20 protein-coding genes are annotated in these 23,754 nt (G+C 43.2%); all 20 read left to right on the top strand.

The genetic code is table 11. The features are described 5' to 3' along the window. The first annotated feature begins 15 nt into the window (after positions 1-15). The 20 genes from D6855_RS08615 (at position 16) to D6855_RS08520 (ending at position 23,742) form a co-directional block, all read left to right on the top strand. Positions 16-1,476 (top strand): exopolysaccharide biosynthesis polyprenyl glycosylphosphotransferase, encoded by a 1,461-nt coding sequence (locus D6855_RS08615; protein WP_120740052.1) that lies wholly within the window; start codon positions 16-18, stop codon positions 1,474-1,476. Beyond that, entirely contained in the window at positions 1,421-2,257 is an 837-nt protein-coding gene (locus D6855_RS08610) for a glycosyltransferase (protein WP_120740050.1), read from the top strand. The genes D6855_RS08615 and D6855_RS08610 overlap by 56 nt, the downstream gene beginning before the upstream one ends. Continuing rightward, entirely contained in the window at positions 2,254-3,129 is an 876-nt protein-coding gene (locus D6855_RS08605; RefSeq protein ID WP_120740048.1) for a glycosyltransferase, read from the top strand. Before D6855_RS08610 ends, D6855_RS08605 begins: the two co-directional genes overlap by 4 nt. A gap of 18 nt (positions 3,130-3,147) precedes the next feature. Next, on the top strand, positions 3,148-4,431 hold the full coding sequence (locus D6855_RS08600; protein ID WP_120740046.1) for a glycosyltransferase family 4 protein: 1,284 nt from the start codon (positions 3,148-3,150) through the stop codon (positions 4,429-4,431). 93 nt (positions 4,432-4,524) lie between these two features. Further along, the gene (locus D6855_RS08595) at positions 4,525-5,637 is read left to right on the top strand and encodes a glycosyltransferase family 4 protein (RefSeq protein ID WP_243111846.1); all 1,113 of its coding nucleotides are present in this window, start codon (positions 4,525-4,527) and stop codon (positions 5,635-5,637) included. Position 5,638: 1 nt separating this feature from the next. Then, the gene (locus tag D6855_RS08590; protein ID WP_120740042.1) at positions 5,639-6,856 is read left to right on the top strand and encodes a hypothetical protein; all 1,218 of its coding nucleotides are present in this window, start codon (positions 5,639-5,641) and stop codon (positions 6,854-6,856) included. Continuing rightward, complete coding sequence (locus D6855_RS08585) at positions 6,849-7,856, top strand: glycosyltransferase family 2 protein (RefSeq protein ID WP_120740040.1); 1,008 nt, start codon at positions 6,849-6,851, stop codon at positions 7,854-7,856. Before D6855_RS08590 ends, D6855_RS08585 begins: the two co-directional genes overlap by 8 nt. Continuing rightward, positions 7,834-9,459 carry a hypothetical protein gene (locus D6855_RS08580; RefSeq protein ID WP_120740038.1) on the top strand — a complete coding sequence of 542 codons (1,626 nt, stop codon included), beginning with the start codon at positions 7,834-7,836 and terminating at the stop codon, positions 9,457-9,459. The genes D6855_RS08585 and D6855_RS08580 overlap by 23 nt, the downstream gene beginning before the upstream one ends. Positions 9,460-9,481: 22 nt before the next feature. After that, positions 9,482-10,786 (top strand): DUF4910 domain-containing protein, encoded by a 1,305-nt coding sequence (locus D6855_RS08575; RefSeq protein ID WP_120740036.1) that lies wholly within the window; start codon positions 9,482-9,484, stop codon positions 10,784-10,786. Between the two features lie 8 nt (positions 10,787-10,794). Then, complete coding sequence (locus D6855_RS08570; RefSeq protein WP_120740034.1) at positions 10,795-11,595, top strand: AAC(3) family N-acetyltransferase; 801 nt, start codon at positions 10,795-10,797, stop codon at positions 11,593-11,595. Further along, complete coding sequence (locus D6855_RS08565) at positions 11,592-13,112, top strand: amino acid adenylation domain-containing protein (protein ID WP_120740032.1); 1,521 nt, start codon at positions 11,592-11,594, stop codon at positions 13,110-13,112. Before D6855_RS08570 ends, D6855_RS08565 begins: the two co-directional genes overlap by 4 nt. Beyond that, complete coding sequence (locus tag D6855_RS08560) at positions 13,109-13,333, top strand: acyl carrier protein (protein WP_120740030.1); 225 nt, start codon at positions 13,109-13,111, stop codon at positions 13,331-13,333. The genes D6855_RS08565 and D6855_RS08560 overlap by 4 nt, the downstream gene beginning before the upstream one ends. Positions 13,334-13,352: 19 nt before the next feature. Then, complete coding sequence (locus D6855_RS08555; RefSeq protein ID WP_120740028.1) at positions 13,353-14,417, top strand: glycosyltransferase family 2 protein; 1,065 nt, start codon at positions 13,353-13,355, stop codon at positions 14,415-14,417. A 102-nt stretch (positions 14,418-14,519) separates the two neighbouring features. Continuing rightward, entirely contained in the window at positions 14,520-15,518 is a 999-nt protein-coding gene (gene pseB, locus D6855_RS08550; protein ID WP_120740394.1) for a UDP-N-acetylglucosamine 4,6-dehydratase (inverting), read from the top strand. Positions 15,519-15,604: 86 nt separating this feature from the next. Further along, the gene (locus tag D6855_RS08545) at positions 15,605-17,356 is read left to right on the top strand and encodes an ABC transporter ATP-binding protein (protein ID WP_120740026.1); all 1,752 of its coding nucleotides are present in this window, start codon (positions 15,605-15,607) and stop codon (positions 17,354-17,356) included. Positions 17,357-17,374: 18 nt separating this feature from the next. Next, complete coding sequence (locus D6855_RS08540) at positions 17,375-18,508, top strand: acyltransferase (RefSeq protein ID WP_120740024.1); 1,134 nt, start codon at positions 17,375-17,377, stop codon at positions 18,506-18,508. Beyond that, positions 18,502-20,247 (top strand): hypothetical protein, encoded by a 1,746-nt coding sequence (locus D6855_RS08535; protein ID WP_120740022.1) that lies wholly within the window; start codon positions 18,502-18,504, stop codon positions 20,245-20,247. Before D6855_RS08540 ends, D6855_RS08535 begins: the two co-directional genes overlap by 7 nt. A gap of 15 nt (positions 20,248-20,262) precedes the next feature. Further along, positions 20,263-20,760 (top strand): GtrA family protein, encoded by a 498-nt coding sequence (locus D6855_RS08530; protein ID WP_243111845.1) that lies wholly within the window; start codon positions 20,263-20,265, stop codon positions 20,758-20,760. A gap of 19 nt (positions 20,761-20,779) precedes the next feature. After that, the gene (gene rffA / locus D6855_RS08525) at positions 20,780-21,916 is read left to right on the top strand and encodes a dTDP-4-amino-4,6-dideoxygalactose transaminase (RefSeq protein ID WP_120740019.1); all 1,137 of its coding nucleotides are present in this window, start codon (positions 20,780-20,782) and stop codon (positions 21,914-21,916) included. Positions 21,917-21,930: 14 nt separating this feature from the next. Next, positions 21,931-23,742: a hypothetical protein gene (locus D6855_RS08520; protein WP_120740018.1), complete on the top strand. Its 1,812-nt coding sequence runs from the start codon at positions 21,931-21,933 to the stop codon at positions 23,740-23,742. Positions 23,743-23,754: the final 12 nt, after the last annotated feature.

Here is a 23,754-nt window from a genome sequence, read left to right as displayed (position 1 = left end):
TACCCAAGGGAGTGTATGAAAAAAAGAGAATCAAAAAAGAGGGTGCTTGTACTGCTACTTGGCTTTATTGGGCTTTGTATGCAGACAGCAGTATACGCCTGGTTTTGGTTTAATGTATATTATCCGGTGGTTTCCAGCCCCCGTGTAAGTCAGGATGGATATGCGCTTGGTAACGGACTTAAGCTTTATTTCCGTGGACATTTGCTTATCCTGGCTATCTATTTCATTCTTTTGATGTTCTTTTCTAACACCTATGGCGGTCTGAAAATTGGATACTTAAGGCCAATGGATGTGTTCTTTTCGCAGATCTTTGCTCTTTTCCTGGCCAATTTTATCAGCTATTTTCAGATAGCTCTTTTAAATAACTGGCTGGTTCCTGTTCCACCAATGATCATGATCTTTGTGCTCCAGCTGGCAATAGCCTTTGTTTGGGCATACATAACAAATGGTATTTATATGAAGATCTTCCCGCCAAGGGAACTTCTTCTCATCAGCGGTAAATATCCTGTTGATGATATTGAGCGCAAGTTCAACACCAGAAAAGACAAGTACCACATCGCCAAAAAGATGAATATCACTGAAGGCATAGATGCCATATATCAGGAGTGCCTTGGCAAGTACGACGGTGTTGTTGTGTGGGATGTTCCAAGTGAGTTCAGGAACGGACTTGTTAAGTACTGTTATGGTCACAACATAAGAGTTTATGTTATGCCAAAGATAACGGATGTTTTGTTAAAGGGCTCTACACAGCTTCATCTTTTTGATACTCCTGTACTTCTTCTTAGAGGATACTCAATTAAGATCGAGGAGAGAGCCATCAAGAGACTTTTGGATATTGTGTTATCTCTTTTGCTCATAATACTCACTTCACCTATCATGCTGATAACTGCCATTGCCATCAAGACCTATGACGGAGGATCGATCCTCTACAAGCAGGTCAGATGCACCAGAGACAGGAAGCAGTTCAAGATAATGAAGTTCAGGAGCATGAGGGAAGACGCTGAGAAGGACGGAGTTGCGAGGCTTGCGTCCAAGAACGATGACAGGATCACTCCAATTGGTAAGTTCATCAGATCATGCAGGATCGACGAGCTTCCTCAGCTCTTTAATATCCTGGCAGGGGACATGTCCTTTATCGGACCAAGACCCGAGAGACCGGAGATCATCGAGCAGTACCTTCAGGAGATGCCAGAGTTTGCTTTCAGAATGAGGGTTAAGGCGGGACTTGCAGGTTACGCTCAGGTTTACGGCAAATACAACACAACTCCTTACGACAAGCTCAAGCTGGATCTTACATATATTGAGAACTATTCTTTCTGGCTTGATATCAAGCTGATGCTGCTTACAGTCAAGATTCTTTTCACCCCTGACAGCACAGAGGGTGTTGAGGAGAACCAGATCACAGCACAGAAGAAGGTAGATGAGAAGATCGATGGAGCAAAAGAGACTACAGATACTGATATCAGCGGTAAATAAGGATCCTGAAGAACTTATAGGCAATATGAATCTTGACTGCGACGCTGTCATAGTCAACCAGCTTATTGGTGATTATGAGGACAAGGTTGTAGAAGAGGGAAAGTACGACTATATCCAGGCCTTTAAGGACTATGAAGCCAGGATAATCCACAGGAAAGAGAAGGGTGTTGGGCTTTCCAGGAACACTGCCCTTGAGAACTCAGATCACGAGCTGATTCAGTTTGGCGATGATGATATTGTATATGACGATGGGTATGTTTCTAAGGTTTTAGCTGAGTTTGATGCCCATCCTGAAGCAGACATGCTTCTTTTTAACGTCAAGGCCCAGGAGGGAAGAGAAACCTACTGGAATGAGAACTTTGACAAGATCACCTGGCGTAACTACGGCAGATATCCAGCCTATGCTATCTGCGCAAGACGGGATAAGCTCATAGACAGCGGCGTTAAGTACTCCCTTTTATTTGGCGGGGGTGCGCCCTACATGAACGGAGAGGATTCACTCTTTTTACATGACTGCTTAAAGGCAGGGCTTAACATATTCAGAACCCCTGTAGCCATCGGCATGGAGAAAAAAGGAGAGTCCACCTGGTTTAAGGGATATACCGAGAAGTTCTTCTTTGACAGGGGAGTTTTGTATCATTTCCTGTATGGCAGGATGGCAGTGATACTGGGGCTTAGGTTTCTGTTAAAAAACAGGAATACCATGTGCATGGAAATGGGAGTAATGAAGTGCTGGAAGTTCCTGAGAGATGGAGTAAGGCACGGGAGTACTATTTCATGAAGAGACCATTTTTTACAATCATAGTAGTTTCATATAACGCAGGGGACAAGCTTCTTAAGACCGTGGAGAGCATAACCAGGCAGACCTTTACTGATTACCGCGTCCTTGTTAAGGATGGAATGTCTACCGACGGCTCCATTGAGAAACTAAAAAGAGCTTTCGATGTAGGAAGTGTGGACGCAGAGGCTGAAAGCAGGATCACGCTGCTTGAGAGCTGTGACAATGGTATCTACCACGCCATGAACATTGCAGCGTCTCATCTTGAGGGCAAGGTTAAGGCAGGAGAGTCTCCATCCTACGTGTTCTTCCTTAACTGCGGCGATTATTTTATGAATGAGAATGTGCTAAGAGATGTCCACAAGATCATTATTGACAGGAATCTCAAGGAAGGGACCACTCTTCCGGCAATTTTCTACGGAGATATATTTGACAGATCAGCAGGTGCCAAGGTGGCATCCAATCCCAAGATAGATGATCATGCCTGCTACAGGAACGTACCTTCTCATCAGGCGTGTTTTTATGACGAGAGGCTGATCTACAAAAATCCATTTGATCTAAGATACAAGGTCAGAGCGGACTACGAGCAGTTCCTTCGTTGCTTTTACAGGGAGAAGGCAGATACGGTGTATATGCCAGTTGTAATTGCAGACTACGAGGGCGGCGGATATTCTGCACAGAACCTTAAGATATCAGAGGAAGAGCGAAGAGACATCATCAAGATGTATCTTACAGGAGCCCAGATCAGGAAATACGATATTTTAAGGGTAGTAACACTCTCCGGAGTGAGGACAGCTCTTTCTTCTAACAAGTTTACAGCGGGACTTTATAATTCGGTAAAAGAGGCCATCTATTCAGCAAAAAGAGGCCGCTAACATGAGGGGTAACTGATATTGAGAGTTCTTTGGGTATGTAACATCATGCTTCCAGATTATGCTAAGGCCCACAACCTGGAATATTCCAGCAGGGAGGGATGGCTGTCTGGGACTTTGAGCAGAATAACAGAAGGCAAAAAAGATGATGAGACCTTCGAGCTTGGAATATGCTTTCCGGCAGATGGTGCTATCGCTACTTCCAGTGAAGTGATCGATGGGATCACATTTTATGGCTTCAGAGAGGATCTTGATCACCCTGAAGTCTATGACGGAACCATCGAGAACAGATTCCATGTGATCTTAGATGATTTTAAGCCTGATATTGTACATGTTTTTGGCACGGAATTTCCTCATACACTGGCTGTTATCAGGGCTTTTGGAAGACCTGAGAGAGTTCTTCTTGGAATTCAGGGTGTCTGCAGTTGTATAGCAAGGGAGTATATGGCTGGACTTCCTGAGGAGGTTCAGGCTCAGGTCACCTTCAGGGACAGATTGAAAGAGGATTCCTTAAGGCAGCAGCAGGAGAAGTTCAAGGTGAGATCTGAGTATGAGCGTGAGTCCATAATGCTGACCGGTAATATCACCGGAAGGACAGCTTTTGACAAGGAAGAGACCGCGGCCATCAATCCGGAAGCCAAGTATTTTGCCATGAACGAGACCATGCGCCAGAGCTTTTACATGGGCAAGTGGAGCGAGAAAAAGGCAGATCCTCACAGTATCTTTTTATCCCAGGGGGATTACCCTTTAAAGGGATTTCACTTTGTGCTTCAGGCAATGCCAAAGCTTTTGGAAAAATATCCCGATGCGCACCTGTATGTAGCTGGCAATAACATAATAGGTAAGGGCAAGAGCAAATACCCATATTTCCTTCGCGCCAGTGCCTATGGCAAGTATATAAAGAGCCTTATTGGCAAAAACAGGCTCAAGAAAAAGGTCACCATGGTGGGAATTCTTGATGAACAGGCCATGAAGGAGCAGTTCTTAAAGAGCAGTGTCTTTGTGTGCCCGTCTGTCGTAGAGAATTCACCAAACTCCCTTGGAGAGGCAATGCTTCTAGGAGTTCCTGTTGTGGCATCAAGGACTGGCGGAATCCCAAGTATGCTCACTGAGAATAAGGACGGACTTCTCTTTGAAACAGGAAATGTTGATGATCTTGTGAGCAAGATCCTTCAGATATGGGATGAACCTGTGATCGCAGCAGTTTACGGCGATAATTCAAGCAGTCACGCCAGGATCACCCACAATCCGGATACCAACTACAATCGGCTTTTGGAGATCTATAACACCATAATCAAGCAGTAAAGGGGCATAGACGTGCAGATTACCTTTGTGTCCAATTACATAAATCACCATCAGCTTCCCTTCTGTAGGGCCATGTGCCAGATGGGGGGAGATGTGGACTTTCACTTCGTCCAGACCATGCCCATGGAAGAAAAAAGAGTTAACATGGGATGGGCAGTGGATGAGAAGGCTCTTGATTTCCTTGTTTTGTACTATGAGGACAGGGAGAGAGCTGAAAAACTCATCCTGGACAGTGACGTAGTGCTCTTTGGATGGACAGAGGGCGAGATATCTCATCTTGAGGAAAAGAGATTATCCTCCGGAAGGCTATCCTTCAGAGTCAGCGAGAGGATCTACCGTGAGGGACAGTGGAAGTTTATTAGCCCCAAAGGACTTATAAACAAATACCACGAGCACTTTGTATATCGCAATAAGCCCGTATATCTTCTTTGCACCGGGGCCTATGTGGCTTCAGACTTTGAGCTTATTAAGAGCTATCCTGGCAAGAAGCTTAAATGGGGATACTTTCCTGATGTTGAGTGCGCTTCCAAGGTAAAAGAGATTACAGAGGAAGATAGCATTAAGATCCTGTGGGCAGGAAGACTTATAAATCTAAAACACCCGGAATATGCTCTTGAATTAGCCAGGAGCCTTAAGGCTAAGGGGATAAACTTTAATCTAGATATAATAGGCGATGGCCCCATGAAAAAAGAACTTGAGGATAAGGTGACAGCGCTTGGACTTACAGACTGTGTAACTCTCCTTGGAGGGAAGAAGCCTGCTGAAGTTCATGAAGCCATGGCGGGAGCTGATATCTTCTTATTCACCAGCAACTATCTTGAGGGCTGGGGAGCGGTTGTCAACGAGGCTATGCAGTGCGGATGCGCTGTTGTGGCATCATTGGAAGCAGGAGCGGTACCGTTCCTTATAGAGGATGGAGTAAATGGTCTTACCTACAAGGATGGAGACCTTGAAGAGTTTAAGAAAAAGGTAGCTGACCTTGCAGCTGATAAGGCAAAGGTTACACGTCTTGGAAGAGCTGCCCAGGAAACAATAAATAACAAATGGAATGCTAAAAACGCAGCGTCTGAGCTGATCAGATTCTGCAAAGAATACTATGAGAATGGAAATCCATCTCCTTCTTTGGAGGGACCAATGAGCATTGCCAGGGTCATAAAAGCCCCTGGCTTTTCAAGGACCCTTAAGGAGAAGAATCATCTGGAGTAAGATGCGCACTATTGATGATTTTTTTGACACTAAAATAACCATATTTGGAGTGAGCTTTCGAATGCTGGACCTGTTCTTTGGCATCGTGATGCTGGGACTGGGGATAGCAGTGAGATATTCTCTTTACGATTTTGAATCAGGAGATTACTCCTTTTTTCTTTCCACCTGGATGCAGGAGTGCCATGAGGCTGGGGGATTACCTTACCTTGGAATAACTCCCGGACTTTCAGATGCCAGCACCATTAACTATGGCTGCATGTACCAGTACGTAATAGTGATCCTTCACTATATTGGCGGTAATGACCTTCATCTTCTTAAATCTGTTTCAGTTATCTTCGACATGATCTGCGCTGCCACCATCTTTAGAATCACTTACCTCGTCACTGATGGAAGTGTTAAAAAGTCTCTGATGGCATTTGGTGCAGTGATGTTTCTTCCGACCTGTGTGCTTAACAGTGGAGCCTGGGCTCAGTGCGACTCTCTTTACACGGCGTTTGCGCTTCTTGCAATTTACCACCTGATGAAAGGAAATAACGCCAGGTTTTTTATTTATCTGGCGCTGTCATACAGCTTTAAACAACAGGCGATATTTATAATTCCTTTTGCGATAATATTATGGCTTAAGGGCAAAGTTAAGTTACGATATATTTTCTTGAGCCCGATAGTTTTCTTTATAACTCTTATCCCTGCCCTTATTATGGGAAGGGAACTTAATGAGCTTCTTAGCGTATATACAAAACAGGTTGTAAAATATTCAAGGCTTAGTATGAACTATCCGAATATCTACAGCTTTGTGGGGGAGGGTCTTTCCAAAGACTCAAGACTTCAGATCATCTCCTGCGGAACTGTGTGCTGCATCCTGCTTCTTGGAATGGTGGCATACTACATAAGAGACCAGAAATTTGAGCTTACAAATATCTACATGGTTACTCTTGCCATATTTACAGTGCTGCTGTGTCTTTATGCTCTGCCGGTAATGCACGAGAGATATGGCTTTATTGCTGAAATGCTGCTGGTTGTCTATGGCATCACATCCTACAGGAGGATGGGGATATGCGCTGTGGTTCAGGCGGTTTCAGTTATTACATACTCGAGATTTTTGTATGGTTCTACCGTGACTGTGTTATGGCCTCTGGCCCTGATAAACCTTGCTATCCTTCTGATGGTTGGATATGACCTGTTCTTACAAATGAAGAGAGTGGAGGCGGAAAATGGCTGATCAGATAAGATCGATCTCGGTTGTCATACCTGCTTACAACATAGAGGATCTTTTGGAAAAGTGCGTGGACTCTGTAGCAGCCCAGGACTATCCAAAAGCTCTTTTGCAGATAATAGTTGTTGATGACGGTTCAACTGATGGAACTGGTGCTAAGGCTGATGCCTTGGCGGAAAAATATGAGAATGTCCAGGTGATCCACAAGGAAAATGGTGGAAGCAGCAGCGCAAGAAATGCGGGAATCGCTGTGGCTACTGGGGATTACCTTGGGTTTGTGGACAGCGACGATTTTATTTCTCCTGACATGTACTCGAAGCTCATGGATGCAGCGCTTCGAAACGACGCTGACATGGTTCAGATATCAAGAGACGAGATCTCAGAGGATGGTTCAAGGCTTCCGGACGTTGTCATTCCTCCGGAAAAAGAGCTTTTGGTGACACCTTCAGAGCACCTTAGGACTCTGCTAATGCACACGGGAGATGCTTCCTTTTGCACGAAGCTTACCAAGAGGAGTCTCTTTACTGATGATATGAAGTTTCCGGAAGGGGAGCTCAACGAGGACTTCTACCTGATGATCCATATACTGGAGAAGGTCAATAAGCTGGTGATCCTTCCAGATCAGGGCTATCATGTTTTTTACAGAACTGGAAGTAACTCCAGGAAAAAGAAAGAGGACAAAGACTACTTCCCATCAGTGTTTACGGACATTGTAAGGAATTCAGATGTGGCCCTTGAGCTTGTTAATAAGAACCACCCGGAGCTTACGGAAGTGGCTGAGAGATTTGGCTTTGTTCAGAGGCTGGACTATCTCCTTCACATTCCAACATCAAAGATGAAAAGCGACAATCTCTTTTACATGGAGGTTGTAAGAAATATCAGAAAGAACCGGAGTAAGATCAGAAAAAATCAGTATCTTACAGGCAAACAGAAGAGCTATCTTATGATCTTGTCTGTAGCACCGGCTCTCGTCAGGAAGTGTCATGCCAAAGTTAAAGGATTATAATTCGATCAAAAAGTACATATTTTGCCTGATCTTTGCGCTGGCAATGGGACTGAGTATTTACTATGGATTTCAGAAGCAGGGCTTTCATGAGGATGAGTACTACACCTACTTTTCCAGTAACAGGAGCCTTGGCCTCTATCAGCCAGACAGGCAGTGGCAGGACAGACAGACCATCCTGGATGAATTTGCTGTAAAAAAGGGAGAGGGTTTTAACTACGGCCTTGTTAAGCTGGTTCAGTCCTGGGACGTACATCCGCCCTTTTACTATTTTATCTTCCACACACTGTGTTCCCTGGTTCCCGGGGTATTCACCAAGTGGACAGGCATAATTACAAATCTTATTGCCTTTGCCATCAGCTTTTTATTCCTGGCACTTATTATGGACAGACTCAGGGTTTCGCCGGCAGTAGAGGTTCTGACCCTTGTTTTTTGGAGCCTTAACCCACAGACAGTGTCAGCCAATATCTTTGTCAGAATGTATGCCTGGCTTGGAGCGCTGATCCTTGCCTGCGCCTACTTCCACATAAGGTTTATACAGGATTATGAAAAAGAGAAATCGGATCTAAAGGGCCTGTTTCTAAAGCTCCTTTTGCCAATAATGGTTACTTCATACATTGGCTTTCTGATTCAATATTTTTACATTTTCTTTTTTGTATTTATTGGCATTGCTACTGCAGCTATTATTGCTTTTGTAAAAAAGGATATTAAAAATGCTGCTATTTATGTAGGGTGCTGCGCAGTGTCCCTGATGCTGGCAGTTATCACTTATCCCGCGTGCCTTAGCCATCTCTTTGGGGGCTACAGAGGAAGCGGAGCAACCGGTAGCTTTTTTGACCTGGGAAACACAGGTATGAGGTTTGCGTTCTTTACAGGACTCCTCAATGACTTTGTGTTCGCCGGGGGACTTATCATCATCCTCATAGTGATCCTGATTGGCAGCATGCTCAAGATCGCATCCAGAAGTAAGAGGCAGTTTGTAGCAATTCCGGTAAAGAAAGAGACCAGGAAAGCAGCAGATACAAGGCTTGAGATAATAGCTCTTTTTGTAGCATCAATCGGATATTTCCTCATGGCGTCCAAGACAGCTCTCCTTGTGGGAAGCGCTTCAAACCGCTATGAAATGCCAATTTACTCACTTCTTATTCTGCTGATATTTATGGATGTTTTCTATGTCCTGGACAGTTTTGAAAACAGAGTCCTTATGGAAGTGTTTGCGGCAGTGATGCTGGCTCTTCTCATAAAGGGACATGTATCGGATGGGAAAGTCCTTTTCCTCTATCCGGAGGATACTGCTAAGATAGAGTATGCAAGGGATAATTCCAGCGAAGTAGCTGTAGTTATGTTTAATCCTGTAACAGCCCACAACGTGTGGCGCCTTACAGATGAAATATTGGAATATCCGGAAGTTTACTACATGGATGAGACCAATCTTGATAAGGTTACAGATGAAAGGGTAGTAAATGCTTCCAGGATCATCCTCTATGTGGCGGATGAGGACTGTCAAAGCAAAGCTATCGACAACCTGCTTGATAGCTGTGATAACCTTTCAGAGATAACCTGGATAAGTCTTGAGGATATGTGGACAACCTTTGAGATAGATTAATGAGAGATCTTTAGGAGTAGCTATGGATAACAATAGTGATAAGAATGTCGGACAAAAGATATACGAGCTCTGCGACAGCATTTTTCCAATATGCAGGAGTCTGACCGGAGAGGGTGTCAGAAAAACCATAAGTATCCTTAACCAGTACATTGAGGATACCGGAGTTCAGTTTGATGTTCATGAAGTGCCAAGTGGAACACAGGCTTTTGACTGGACTGTTCCCGATGAGTGGGTGATCAGAGACGCCTACATCGAGGATGAGAGTGGTAACAGGATCATAGATTTTCGCAAGAACAACCTCCACGTGATGGGATATTCTACAGCTGTCGATACCTGGTGCGACCTTGATGAGCTGCTGACTCACATATATACAGAGCCTGATCAGCCAGAGGTTATTCCATACGTTACATCCTACTACTCAGAACGCTACGGATTTTGCATGTCAGAGAATATGAAGAATTCTCTTACTTCCGGGCGATACCATATGTATATTGACAGCGAGCACAAGAAGGGAAGCTTAACCTATGCAGATCTTGTGATCAAGGGAGAAGAGGAAAAAGAGATCCTGATAACCTCTTATGTGTGTCACCCTTCCATGGCTGACAATGAGTGCTCTGGCCCTTCACTTCTTGCAGAGCTGGTAAGATATGTTATCTCCATGAAAAAGAGAAGATACTCTTACAGGTTTGTGCTTGAGCCCGAGAGCTTAGGGGCAATCACATACATTTCACAGCACCTTGAGGTGCTTAAGGCCAACGTGTTTGCTGCCTTTAACCTTACCTGTGTAGGAGATAACTACGCATACTCAGTAGTTGAGACCCCTGATGCTGACAGCATATCTGACAGGGTTATTAAGAATGCCCTCATAGGAAGGGAAAATACTAAATTCTATTCATTTCTTGTCAGAGGCTCCGATGAGAGACAGTACAATGCACCTGGCGTAGATATCCCAATGATATCCTTCTGCAGGTCTAAGTTTGGAACATTCCCGGAGTATCACACATCGGATGACAATATGAGCTTTGTTTCTCCTGAAGGCTTTATGGGAAGCTATGAAGTCATGACTAAGACCATCCTGGCCCTTGAGAATAACTACAGATTCAGGACCACAGTTCTGTGTGAACCACAGTTGTCTAAGCGAGGCCTCAGCAAAGCCATAAGCCAGAAGAGCAATTATGGCAATGAGATGTACTTCAGGCATTTCCTTGCTTTCAGCAATGGAAAGAACGACCTTATTGATATTGGCAATAAGATAAATGTACCTGCTGCTGATCTCCTGCCTTACGCAGAACGCCTGGCAGAAGAGGGACTGGTGGAAAGGATTTAAAACTTCAAATGTATAAAGAAATAGTTGATCAGTTTAATTTACAGGCTGGAGATATTATCTGGCTATCCTCAGACATTACGAGGACAGCGTTTTTCATAAGGAGCATGTTAAAAGAGAAGTTTGACCCGGTCAGGCTCATTTCTCAGTTTCAGGAAGCTGTGGGCGAAGCTGGAACTATCATGCTGCCTACTTTTAACTATGACTTTAGCAACAATGGTGTTTATGACTATGTCAATTCTAAGGGAATAACAGGAGCTCTTGGAAATATTGCTCTTGAGCAGTGTGGATTTAAGAGAACAACTCATCCACTCCACTCATTTGCTGTATGGGGCAAGGATGCGGATCTCCTTGTGGGGATGAATAACTGCCATTCATTTGGCAAGGATTCTCCCTTTGGATACTGCGATGAAAAGAACGTCACCCAGGTTATGCTTGGAACAGACTGGAGATCCATGACCTTTGTGCACTACGCAGAGACTATTTGCGAAGTGCCTTATCGTTTTCCTAAGACATTTACCGGAACATATATTGATGAAAATGGTAACCGGGAGCAGCGAAGCTACGACTATGCTGCAAGAGACCTGAATGTTGGAACTACTGAACGATTTGAGAGAATATGGGAGATCCTCAGAGACAAGGGTGTTGCAAAAGATTATATGTTCATGGACAAGATTGAAAGCCATGTGGTAAAACTGGGAGACAGTCTTCCAATTATCTGTGATGATATTTTGCATAACAAATGCAGGAATATCTATGATTTTAATGTGGATAGAGATTCTCTTTTTGAGAATTATGGAGAGAATAAATGATCACTACAGTACTTGATTATCTTGATGATATCAGCAGGCGTTTTCCGGATAAGGTGGCCTATGAGGATACAGCGGTTTCCTTTACCTTTAAAGCTCTCACGGAAAGAGCCAGGAAGATAGGAAGCGAAATAGCGCGCCAGTTACCACCCCAGAGTCCTGTAGTGGTATACATGAAAAAAGGCGCCCACAATATTCCGGCTTTCTTTGGAGCTGCCTACGCTGGATGCTTCTACGTTCCGATAGATAAGGATATGCCTGATGAGCGCATTAAGCTCATAGTTGATGTTTTAAAGCCTGGGGCAGTGGTGTGTGACAGCACTACGAAAGATCTGGTAAACAGTAATATTCCAGGGATCCCAGTGATATATGACGATGAAGCTGATTCTTTTGAAATAGATGAAGACAGACTTTGCAAGATCAGAAGCGAAGTTAAGACCACGGATCTTTTGTATGTTCTGTTTACAAGCGGATCCACAGGAGTTCCAAAGGGTGTTACCATCTCACATGCTGCTGTAATAGATTTTATGGAGTGGATATGCGATAAGTACAATCTTTCTGAGAGCACATCCCTTTGTAATCAGGCTCCTTTTTATTTTGATGCATCAGTTCCTGATCTTTATATTCCTCTTAAGACAGGAGCTTCTGTATATATTCCGCCAAAATCCTATTACACATTCCCAAAGAAGATTCTTGGCTTTATTAAGGAGAAGGGGATCAATACTCTGATATGGGTGCCTTCAGCTCTTTGCAACGTGGTAAACGCAAGAGCCTTTGAGGTGTGTGTTCCGGATACGGTCAGGCTTGTGATATTCTGCGGAGAGGTTATGCCCTGCAGACATTTAAATGTATGGAAAAAGTACATTCCGGACGCTTTATATGTTAATATGTATGGACCTACGGAAGCTACTTACGCCTGTATGTATTATGATATTACAAGGGATTTCGCTGATGATGAAGTTCTGCCCCTTGGAAAAGCCTGCGAAAACTCCAGTATCTACCTGATAACAGATGAAAACAAAGAGGCAGGTCCCGGAGAGCAGGGAGAGATCTGCATTGCAGGTATCTGCCTTTCTAACGGTTATTTCAACAACAAGGAAAAGTCTGATGCAGTCTTTACTCAGCATCCTTTAAATGAGAGATGGTTTGAGAGGGTGTATCATACAGGAGACCTGGCCATGCGCTGTGACAATGGAGACATTGTCTTTTGCGGCAGAAAAGATTTCCAGATCAAAAAGCTTGGTCACAGAATTGAGCTTGGAGAGATAGAAAATGCCATCTGCTCATTGGAGCAGATAAAAAATGCCTGCTGTATCTATGATGAAGAGTCAACTAATATAGTTGCTGTATTCTCAGGAGATATGGACAGTGATGAGTTATCAAAATGCCTGACAGCAAGGCTGATGCCATATATGATGCCATCTGTTTATGTTAAGATGAGCGCGATACCCATGAACCTGAATGGCAAGATCGACAGGCCCAGGATTAAGAAAATGTATCTTGAAGGAGAGTTATCATGAGAGAAGAAATACTTGGCTTTTTAAAAGAGCTGAATCCCAACGCAGATTTTGCTGGCAGCAGCAATTATGTGGAGGAAGGTCTTTTGGATTCGCTTCAGGTGCTGGAGCTTATCGACTTTTTGTGCGACAAGTGCGGAGTAACTATTGAACCTGAGGACATTGATCCCGACAATTTTGCAACTATCGATGCCATTATGGATTTTATTGGTAAAAAGAGCTGAACTATAGGGGGACTTTGTCGTGAAACTAAGCGTTGTAGTGCCGGTTTACAATATGGCAGATGGAGGAAGGCTGGAGTATTGTCTCGACAGCCTTGTTTCACAGAGCCTTGAACCAGGCTCCTACGAGATAATTGCAGTAGATGATTGTTCCACAGACAACTCCTACGAAATACTACAAAAATATCAGGAAAAATATCCCGACAGATTTATCGCACTTCATTCAAGCATCAATCTCCATCAGGGAGGAGCCAAGAATATTGGCCTTGCAATTGCAAAGGGCGAGTGGATTGGCTTTATAGATGCAGATGACTGGGTGGTTCCAGACTACTACGAGAAGCTCTTAAAGAAGGCAGCGGAAACCGGAGCAGACATGGTTGGATGCGACTACAACCTCACCTACGAGCACAGCTTTAAAGTGGGGGAAGTGGTACACAACAACAACTTTGAACAGACTGGGGTAATGGACAAGGACAAGTACAAAAAGCTCCTTATTGAAACCGGAAGCCTTGTGGTCAAGGTCTATAAGAGAGAGCTGATCCTTGGAGACTACCAGCCAGGTACCAAAGATAAGCTGTCAGTTTTCCCTGAGAACATTTTCTACGAAGATAACGCAGTAAGTAATACCTGGATGATCAGATCCAAACACTTTGAATACATTCAGGAACCTATGTACTATTACTATCAGCATAATGCCTCCACAGTCCACAGCATTTCCAAAAAGAATCTTGAGGACAGAATGGTAGCTGGCAGGATGATAGTAAGTGAGGCAAAAGAAAATGGCTACTACGAGGACTATCTTCCAGAGATAGAATTTAAATACACTGTGTTATTTTATATCAACACATTGTTCTCAGCCATGCCGAAAAGATTCAAAGTTAAAGATTGTTATAATTTTTCAAAAGCCCTTGGAAAAGAAATGAAAAACACTTTTCCAGATTTCCAGAGCAACCCATACTATATAGAGAAGATTCATCCTGAAGAAAAAAAGCTCATAGGTTTCCAGATGAAATCACACCTGTTTTTTTATGTTTACTACAGGCTCCTCTGGTTCTACAGGGATCTTCGCAGCGGAAAGAAGAGCTGAGAGATGCGCTTTTTGACCTTTAATGCGTCTTATTATATAATTGGTTAGTTAAAGACCTAGCGTAAGCGAATAATTAGATGGAGATATAAAATGGAAAAATCAATGCTAGACAACAAAACGATTCTCGTGACAGGAGGAACAGGCTCTTTTGGACACAGCTTTACCAAGTATGTTCTTGAGCACTACAATCCTAAGAAGCTTATCATCTATTCAAGAGATGAGTACAAGCAGTTCACCATGTCCAACGAGAAGATTTATAGAGATAATGCTGAGAAGATGCGTTTCTTTATCGGTGATGTAAGGGACGGCGCAAGACTTGAGAGAGCCTGTGAGAACGTTGATTATATCGTTCATGCTGCAGCTCTTAAGCAGGTTCCAGCCTGTGAATACAACCCTGATGAGGCCATCAAGACCAACATCACTGGTGCTCAGAGTGTTATCAATGCAGCCCTCAACACAGGAGTTAAGAGAGTAGTTGCTCTTTCAACTGATAAGGCTGTTAATCCGGTTAACCTTTACGGCGCAACCAAGATGGTTTCAGATAAGCTCTTTATTGCAGCTAATGCCTATGCTGGTTCCAAGGACATCAACTTCTCAATTGTACGTTATGGTAATGTTGCAGGCAGCCGCGGTTCTATCATTCCTTTCTTTAGAAGTCTTATTGAGAAGGGTGAAAAAGAGCTTCCTATTACCGATTATCGTATGACAAGATTCTGGATCTCTCTTCCAGAGGGAGTTGAGCTCGTGCTTAAGGCTCTCAGAGAGGCCAATGGTGGTGAAACCTTTATCAGCAAGATCCCTTCTTTCAATGTCAAGGATCTGGCAGAGGCTATGTGCCCTGGCATCAAGACTGTAGAAGTTGGAATCAGACCTGGTGAGAAGCTTGATGAGATCATGGTAACCACAGAGGATGCTCCTTTTACATATGAGTTCGACAAGCACTTTATCGTATATCCTCAGGTAATATTCAATGAGCGTCAGGCTCCAGACCCAGCTGGTAAGAAGGTTGCTGATGGATTCTACTACAGCTCAGGCAACAATACTGAGTGGATGAGCGTAGAGGAGATCAGAAACAGGCTTTCAGAAGCTGATATTCACTAAATACTGCTTGAAACAGGACAGAACAGAAGCATGGCTTTAGTGGCTGATGCTTCTTTTGTTATAAAGCGGAAGGAAAGAACTAATTAATGCGTAAGATTTACAGCAAGATAAAAGTGCTTCTGGACAGAAAACAGAAGACACAGATGGTTGGCATTGTAATATTGATGCTTATTGGAGGCGTGCTTGAGTCCCTCGGAATTGCAATGATAGCACCTGTTATGCAAGTCGTTGTCGATCCGGAGAAGGTACAGGAGAGCAAGATCCTTTCCGGGATCTACAATTTCTTTAACCTTAGCAGCACGACACAACTGGCAGCTCTCATTATGGTGTCCATTATCCTTGTGTTTATTATCAAAAATATATTCCTGTACTTCATGAATGTGGTTCAGCTGAGATTTGTTTATACCAATCAGTTTGCCACCTCCCGTCGCATGATGATCAACTTCATGCAAAGGCCTTATGAGTACTATTTAAATGCAGATACCACAGTTATTCAGAGAAATATCACCTCAGATGTAAATAACCTCTATGCACTTATCCTCAGCTGTCTGCAGCTTATCAGTGAGATCATTGTATTTGTGTGCCTTGTTGGAATCCTTCTTAGCCAGGATGCCAGGATGACACTCACCATTGCAACTCTTCTTGTTATAGTGCTTCTGGTTATCAAGTTTGTGATCAAGCCCGTAATGGTCAAGGCTGGTAAGGACAATCAGGATTACTACAGCGGACTTTACAAGTGGATCTACGAGTCTGTAACAGGTATTAAAGAGATCAAGGTTGCAGCAAAAGAGAACTACTTTATTAACGGATATGCTGACTGCGGAGCAGGTTATGTAAATGCGGTGCAGAAGTATAACCTGTATAACTCAACACCAAGACTTCTTATAGAGACAATTGCCATTGCTGGCATGATCGGATATATGCTCTTTGTTATGGCCCAGGGAACCAGCCTTACATCACTGCTTCCACAGCTCACTGTACTTGCAGCTGCAGCAGCAAGACTTCTTCCAAGTGCCAACAGGATCAACAACTACCTGACATCCATCGCTTACTTTGAACCATTCCTTGATAATGTCAGCGAGAATCTTCAGGATGAGATCCACGATAAGTCCATTTCTTACAACAGCGAAGACTATCGTGCAAAGAATGAAATTGAAAAGCTCCCGGTTAGCAACTCCATCAGGATGGAAGATATAACCTACAAGTATCCCAATACAGACAAGTACATTCTGGATTCTGCAGACATGGAGATCCCTGTAGGAAAGAGTGTTGGTATCGTAGGAACATCAGGCGCAGGCAAGACTACAATTGTTGACGTGCTTCTTGGCCTTCTTGAACCTGAAAAAGGAAGGATCCTGGCCGACGGAGTAGACGTTAAGACCAACTACAAGGGATGGCTTAAGAATATAGGATATATTCCACAGACCATCTTTATGACAGATTCAACCATTAGGAAGAATGTAGCCTTTGGAGTTCCAGAGGACGAGATAGACGATAATAAGGTATGGCAGGCTCTGTCTGAGGCTGCTCTTGATGAGTTTGTAAAAGAGCTGCCAGAGGGACTTGATACTGAGATTGGAGAGAGAGGTATCAGACTTTCAGGCGGACAGAGACAGAGAATCGGTATTGCGAGAGCTCTTTTTGAGGATCCTGAGGTACTGGTTCTGGATGAGGCCACATCTGCCCTGGATAACGACACAGAGGCAGCTATCATGGATTCAATTAACAGACTCCATGGCAAGAAGACCCTGGTGATCATTGCTCACAGACTTCAGACAATTGAAAAGTGCGACATGATCTACAGGATTGGAGATGGAAAAGCAGTCAGAGACAGGTAACTTTTAGCTGGAGGGTTTATGTCTGTTGGGGAAGGTTTAACAAAAAAGAGGGATGCGAATTTTGAACTGTTAAGGATCGTGGCAATGCTCATGATCCTGGTTTTGCATTACAATTCGTACACAGATTCTCTGCTTAAGCTGGGAGAACCAGCAACTAAGGTCCAGGTATTTGCAACTCTTCTTGAGAGCTTTGCTATAACTGGCGTTAATACCTATGTCCTGATAAGTGGCTACTTTATGTCCACATCTAAGACCAAAGTCAGCAGGATGTTAAGCCTGATCGCACAGGTGTATTTCTACACTATAATCATTTCCCTGGCCATGATCGTGGTAGGTTCTTTTGTGGTACACTCTGGCAATTCTGTGTTTAAGACTGTACAGTATCTGTTCCCGATTTCTTCTGAACACTACTGGTTTGTAACTGCCTATGTCATCATGTATGTCTTTTCTCCAATCATGAATGCGGCGGTTAACACTCTTTCAAGGAAACAGCTTAAATACTCGATCTTCGGACTTTTAATATGGTTCTGCTTCATTAAGAGTATTGTTCCGGTAATGTTTTCTACAGACCACTATGGATATGATTATGGCTGGTTTATCTGCCTGTACCTGATAGCAGCTTATATTAGAAAATACGACGTTACTCTGTTTTATAATGCCAGAAGAAGCGCACTGGTTTTTGTTGGATCTTCTCTTATGATCTTCGCAATTAGTCTTGCCACACATTTCTTTAATCTGCAAACTGGCAGGCTCAACTACTACGCAGGAGTTCCGACAGATTATAATTTCATTTTTACACTCACAGGATCCTTAGGGCTCTTCTCATGCTTTAGATTCCTTAAGATGAAAGAGGGTACAGGAGCAGATGTGGTGAGATTTGTTGCTCCTTTGACCTTTGGTGTTTACCTTGCACATATGCATCTTGAGGTAAGGGACAGATGGGTAGAGTGGATGGAGTCACTTATGGGTCCGGTTCCTACAGACAGCATCCTTTTGTTTGTATGGTATCTTCTAAGGTGCGTCGTAATATTGTTTTTTGCCGGAGTATTTGTGGACTGGATCAGGAAGACTATTTTTGATTTCCTGGGAAGAGTCCTTCATGAATCATGGCTGTTTAAGAAGATCAGACAGTGGGATGACAACTTATGTTAAAGACTATTAGAAGCTATTTTTACAACTTCAAAAAATACCAGGCCCCGCTGGAAAAGTATCTTTTCCCACTGATATTGCTGCTCTATCCACTTGTGGCTGTAAATCAGGGTCTGGATATCACTGATACGACTTATGGTCTGTCCAATTATGAGTATCTTCCACTTATTGATCCCATGTGGGGATTGTCAACGTTTTTGGCTAACGTGGTTGGAAGAGCCATAATGAAGCTTCCTTTTGCAGGAACTATGCTGGGTATGAATATCTACTGCAGCTTTATCATAAGCATAGCTGCGCTGGTAGCTTACTATGCCCTTCAGAGATGGATGCCAGGCTGGATGATCTTTATAGGAGAGTTCATCTGCGAGAGCCTTTGCTGGTGTCCAAGAGTTATTCTTTACAACAACCTGACTTACCTGTTTTTCACTCTTGCTCTTGTCTGCCTTTTGATAGGAATGTTTGAGTGGGAGATGCAGAATCTTTTCCTTATATTGGCGGGAGTATGTCTTGGACTCAATGTCATGGTGAGATTTCCAAATATTGTTGAGACCGGGCTGATACTGGTTTTGTGGTTTTATCAGGCCATAACCGGGGATAAGTTTATTGATACGGTGAAAAAGAGCCTTTCCTGTATTGCAGGTTTCCTTCTTGGAATCATTCTTCCTCTTTTAGCGATAATTGGAATGTATGGCCCATCTGCATATTTTGGAATGATATCGTCTCTTTTTGGTGCTACTGAAGGAGCTCAGGATTATACAGCCCTTGGCATGATAAGCTCAATTCTTTCAGCTTATGGAACTACTCTGAAGGAAATGCTGATGATGCTCCCCTGCGTGGCTGCTGGAATAATCATGTTCAACCTCCTGCCAAAGAGATATGTCCTTATTAAGAAGATACTCTATATTGCAGGACTTCTGGTTTTGGTAAAGTACTATTTTTCCAAAGGAATATTTACAAGGAACTATCAGTACTACGACTCCATGTTCCAGGTTGCAATGATGTTCATAATAATCGCCATTGTTCTTGCTGTTATTGGTTCCACTGGTGTTCTTAATGGAAGCAAACAGGAACAGACACTGGCATTTGCTTCACTGATGGTTATTCTGATAACACCCATTGGGACCAATAACTATACATTCCCGGTGGTGAATAACCTGTTCTTTGTTGCCCCAGTAACGCTCTGGCTTATGAGAAGACTTATGTTCAGGCTTGGAGATGCGGATTATCACTTCCCATGGCAGGCTATGGTTACCATGGTGATAGTAGTTCTGGTGATCCAGGGAGCTCTTTTCCATGCAAAGTTTGCATTTGCAGATGGAGATGATGGACAGATAAGGGACAGCCGCGTTCAGATCCCAAAGGCTGCAGCTATGGTCACAACTTCCTATAACGCTGATTCTCTTTCGGAGCTTTATCAGAAGTTAAGCGACGAGGACCTTCTTGATAAAAAAGCGATTTTCTACGGCGGAGTACCGGGGCTGGCATATTTGTTCGATATTGAGCCTGCCATCAATACTGTGTGGCCAGAGCTTGATACTTACAGTGTTTCCAAGTTCAGGGAGCAGCTTAATGCACTTCCTCTTTCGGAATCTGATTATCCTACAGTGATAATGGGCCCAAATGTCAATCAGTACGCCACTTTGGGAGAGAAGAATGATATTTTGATGGACTATCTGACTTCTAATGATTATAATAAGGTCTTTGAGAGTGAGCGCTTTGTGGTGTATACCCACGCTCAGTGAAAGTGAGGACTAAACATGGACAACTTCAATAACTCAGCCATAATGAAGTGGCTTGAGAAGCATAAGCTCTTATATCAGATTTTTAAATTTGGTGTTGTGGGCTTTGTGTGCTTTTTCATAGACTATATTGTCGGCCTTGTTGCCATGAACATAATCGTGGCTATCTTTGGCAAGGAGAGCTTTGAGGTCGCATCAGTAATCGGATCAGTTTGCGGCTTTATCGTATCTGTAGTTGCCAACTACATTCTTAGCTTTAAGTTTGTATTTGAGAGAAAAGAGGATCTTAACAGAAAGGCAGAGTTTGTTGCCTTTGTAATCCTTTCAATCATTGGTATGGGCATTAACAGTGCTATCATATGGCTTGGCGTCAGCTATTTCTACAAGAATATCGCATGGCTCCACGCAAATGTTGGAAACAGTCTGATGTATACCATTGCCAAAATAGTTGCTACAGCAGTAGTTATGGTTTATAACTTTGTTACAAGAAAGATTTTCCTGGAGAAAAAAGACTGAAAAGTAAGGAGTGATGAATATGCGTATAAATTTCAATGTTCCACCTTATACAGGTAAAGAGTTTGAATATATCAAAGAGTGTGTTGAGGCCCAGAAGATCTGTGGCGATGGTAAGTACACTGCATTAGACAATGAGTGGATCGAGAAAAAGACAGGATGCAGCAAGGCACTTCTTACAACATCCTGCACACATGCCACTGAGATGTCTGCTATTCTTGCAGGTATCAAGGAAGGGGATGAGGTTATCATGCCTTCCTATACATTCGTTTCAACTGCCAATGCTTTCGTTCTTCGCGGAGCTAAGGTCGTATTTGTAGATATCAGACCTGATACCATGAATATTGATGAAAACCTCATCGAGCAGGCTATCACACCTAAGACAAAGGCTATCGTTCCTGTTCACTACGCTGGCGTTGCATGTGAGATGGACACCATCATGGATATAGCCAAGAGACATAATCTCTTAGTTATAGAGGATGCAGCTCAGGGTGTTATGTCAACTTACAAGGGCAAAGCACTTGGCTCCATCGGCGATTTTGGTAACTACAGCTTCCACGAGACCAAGAACTACAGCATGGGTGAGGGCGGAGCACTTCTTCTTCGCGATGAGACCTATGTTGATGAGGCTATTATCATCAGAGAAAAGGGTACAAACAGAACCCTTTACAAGCTTGGCAAGGTTGATAAGTACAGCTGGATCCTTCCTGGTTCATCATATCTTCCAAGTGATATGAACGCAGCTTATCTCTATGCTCAGCTTCAGATGGCAGATGAGATCAACAAGGACAGAATGGATCACTACAACCGCTATATGGAGGCACTTAAGCCTCTTGAGGAGAAGGGACTCATTGAACTTCCTGTTGTTCCTAAGGAATGTGTTCATAATGCCCACATGTTCTACATTAAGTGTAAAGACCTCGAGGAGAGACAGGGACTTATCAAGTACCTTACAAGCAATGATATCCTTCCTGCTTCTCACTATGTACCTCTTCATTCATCAAAGGCTGGACTTAAGTACAGTGAGTTCAGAGGAGAGGACAGATATACCACAAAGGAGAGCGAGAGACTTCTTCGTCTTCCTATGTACTATAAGCTTACTAACGAAGACCTTGATGAGGTCGTTATGAGAGTTAAGGAGTACTACAAATTTAACTGATTCGGAGCCCTATAATGGAGAAAAAAACTAAAGCATTGAACTTCATAGCTTCAGCTGTTTTGACGCTGCTGGTTCTGGCTTTGGTGGCTTTCTTTGGGGACTTCTATTTTGACCTTAATGATGACGTACTTATGAAGGATATTCTCTCCGGAGCCTACACAGGAGTTCCGGAGGGACATAACATACAGATGCTGTACCCAATAAGTGCCTTTATTGCTCTATTTTACAGAGTATACAGGGGCCTTGACTGGTATGGCATTTTTTTGTGCCTCTGCCAGTTTGGCTGCGTGTTTATCATGCTCCAAAGGGTGCTTACAAGATGTGAGGATAAGATCGTAAGGATCGCAGGCGCTGCAGCAGTTTTTCTGTTTATGCTGGGTGGTATCCTGTCCCATTTTGCTTTTGTGCAGTACACCTTTACCTGTGGCTTTTTATCTGCTACTGCAGCATTTCTTATCATGACCCATGAGGGAGATGAAAAGGGTGACCATATCCTGGCCATCCTCCTTATTGTCATTGCTTATCTCCTAAGGTCAGAGATGCTTCTTTTAACTCTTCCAATTGTTGGGGTTGGCATACTTATCAGATTCTGTCTTTCAAGAATACCTTTAAGTAACTATTACAGCGATGGAATTCAGGTATCCAGATACGGGGAAAAGAAAAGTCTCTTTAAGAAATATGTGATCCTGTGCCTGGGAATTGTTCTGGGACTTGTAGTATCGACAGTTGCTCATAATATTGCCTACAGCCCTGCTGGCTGGAAGGAGTTCAATGCCCTGTTTGATGCAAGAACTGAGCTTTATGATTTCCAGTACATCCCTGACTACGATGAGAACGCAGAGTTTTATGAGACTATAGCGCTCTCTAAGCCAGAGCAGCAGCTTTTGATAAACTACAACTATGGAATTGATGATGAGGTCAATACCAGTATCTTAAGGCAGGTGGCCAGCTATGCTGATAAGCTCAAAACTGATGAGGTGCCTCTGCCAACAAGGCTTATCCAGAGCATTCCATTTTATCTTTACAGGTTAAGGCATATAGCTTATCAAAAGAGCTATGAATATCCCATGACTGATGCTCCTCTTAATCTGATAGCAGGGATTCTTTATTTGGGAACAGCTGTTATTTTTCTTTTTTCAAAGGATAAAAAAAAGAGACTTCCAGCCATTCTGCTTATTGCGCTGTTATTTGCCTGCAGGTCAAGCCTGTGGCTTTATATCATTGTAAGGGGCAGGGATCCAATCAGAATAACTCACCCTCTCTACATAATGGAGAGCGTGGTTTTACTGGGAATGATCCTTACTGAATATAAAAATAACAAGCGGTTTGCTATAGCGACGTTAATAGCCAGCGCCATAGCTGCAGCTGCTTTTGTTCCTAATCAGATAAATGTCATCACTGGTGAGATGGCAGAGCGCGATAAGATGAGAGCCCACTACGATGCTCTCTATGAATATTTTGATGAACATCCGGAATCTTTCTATTTTGTTGATGTCTATACCGGAGTATCTGCCACAGATGGAGATGAGAAGTCTTTCTCTGAGAAGATGTTTGTGAACGTGGACAATTCTTTATCCAATCATGATCTTATGGGAGGATGGGCATGCAAGAGCCCGCTCTACTACAAAAAGATCGCTGGGGCAGGATTTACATCAATGCATGATGCCATTATCCATGGGGATAATGTTTATGTGGTATCCAAGACGGTTAATGAGGTAAACTGGCTTAAGGACTATTATCTTGATAAGGGCCAGGAAGTTGAAATAGAAAAAACAGACCTTGTCAGTGATGTTTTTGTGATCTACAGGGTAAGACCCGTTTCGTAAGTTGGAGAGGAT

Origin of the sequence: Butyrivibrio sp. CB08 (assembly GCF_003625485.1) — a bacterium.
In the GTDB taxonomy this organism is placed as follows: domain Bacteria; phylum Bacillota; class Clostridia; order Lachnospirales; family Lachnospiraceae; genus Butyrivibrio.
Note: the sequence above shows the minus strand (reverse complement) of the source record. Positions and strands in the feature narration are given on the sequence as shown.

What these genes read in the sequence shown, in the direction of transcription:
- D6855_RS08615 (WP_120740052.1), top strand. Translation starts at nt 16, where the DNA reads ATGAAAAAAAGAGAATCAAAAAAGAGGGTGCTTGTACTGCTACTTGGC.
- D6855_RS08610 (WP_120740050.1), top strand. Translation starts at nt 1,421, where the DNA reads ATGAGAAGATCGATGGAGCAAAAGAGACTACAGATACTGATATCAGCG.
- D6855_RS08605 (WP_120740048.1), top strand. Translation starts at nt 2,254, where the DNA reads ATGAAGAGACCATTTTTTACAATCATAGTAGTTTCATATAACGCAGGG.
- D6855_RS08590 (WP_120740042.1), top strand. Translation starts at nt 5,639, where the DNA reads ATGCGCACTATTGATGATTTTTTTGACACTAAAATAACCATATTTGGA.
- D6855_RS08585 (WP_120740040.1), top strand. Translation starts at nt 6,849, where the DNA reads ATGGCTGATCAGATAAGATCGATCTCGGTTGTCATACCTGCTTACAAC.
- D6855_RS08580 (WP_120740038.1), top strand. Translation starts at nt 7,834, where the DNA reads ATGCCAAAGTTAAAGGATTATAATTCGATCAAAAAGTACATATTTTGC.
- D6855_RS08575 (WP_120740036.1), top strand. Translation starts at nt 9,482, where the DNA reads ATGGATAACAATAGTGATAAGAATGTCGGACAAAAGATATACGAGCTC.
- D6855_RS08570 (WP_120740034.1), top strand. Translation starts at nt 10,795, where the DNA reads ATGTATAAAGAAATAGTTGATCAGTTTAATTTACAGGCTGGAGATATT.
- D6855_RS08565 (WP_120740032.1), top strand. Translation starts at nt 11,592, where the DNA reads ATGATCACTACAGTACTTGATTATCTTGATGATATCAGCAGGCGTTTT.
- D6855_RS08560 (WP_120740030.1), top strand. Translation starts at nt 13,109, where the DNA reads ATGAGAGAAGAAATACTTGGCTTTTTAAAAGAGCTGAATCCCAACGCA.
- pseB (WP_120740394.1), top strand. Translation starts at nt 14,520, where the DNA reads ATGCTAGACAACAAAACGATTCTCGTGACAGGAGGAACAGGCTCTTTT.
- D6855_RS08545 (WP_120740026.1), top strand. Translation starts at nt 15,605, where the DNA reads ATGCGTAAGATTTACAGCAAGATAAAAGTGCTTCTGGACAGAAAACAG.
- D6855_RS08540 (WP_120740024.1), top strand. Translation starts at nt 17,375, where the DNA reads ATGTCTGTTGGGGAAGGTTTAACAAAAAAGAGGGATGCGAATTTTGAA.
- D6855_RS08535 (WP_120740022.1), top strand. Translation starts at nt 18,502, where the DNA reads ATGTTAAAGACTATTAGAAGCTATTTTTACAACTTCAAAAAATACCAG.
- D6855_RS08530 (WP_243111845.1), top strand. Translation starts at nt 20,263, where the DNA reads ATGGACAACTTCAATAACTCAGCCATAATGAAGTGGCTTGAGAAGCAT.
- rffA (WP_120740019.1), top strand. Translation starts at nt 20,780, where the DNA reads ATGCGTATAAATTTCAATGTTCCACCTTATACAGGTAAAGAGTTTGAA.
- D6855_RS08520 (WP_120740018.1), top strand. Translation starts at nt 21,931, where the DNA reads ATGGAGAAAAAAACTAAAGCATTGAACTTCATAGCTTCAGCTGTTTTG.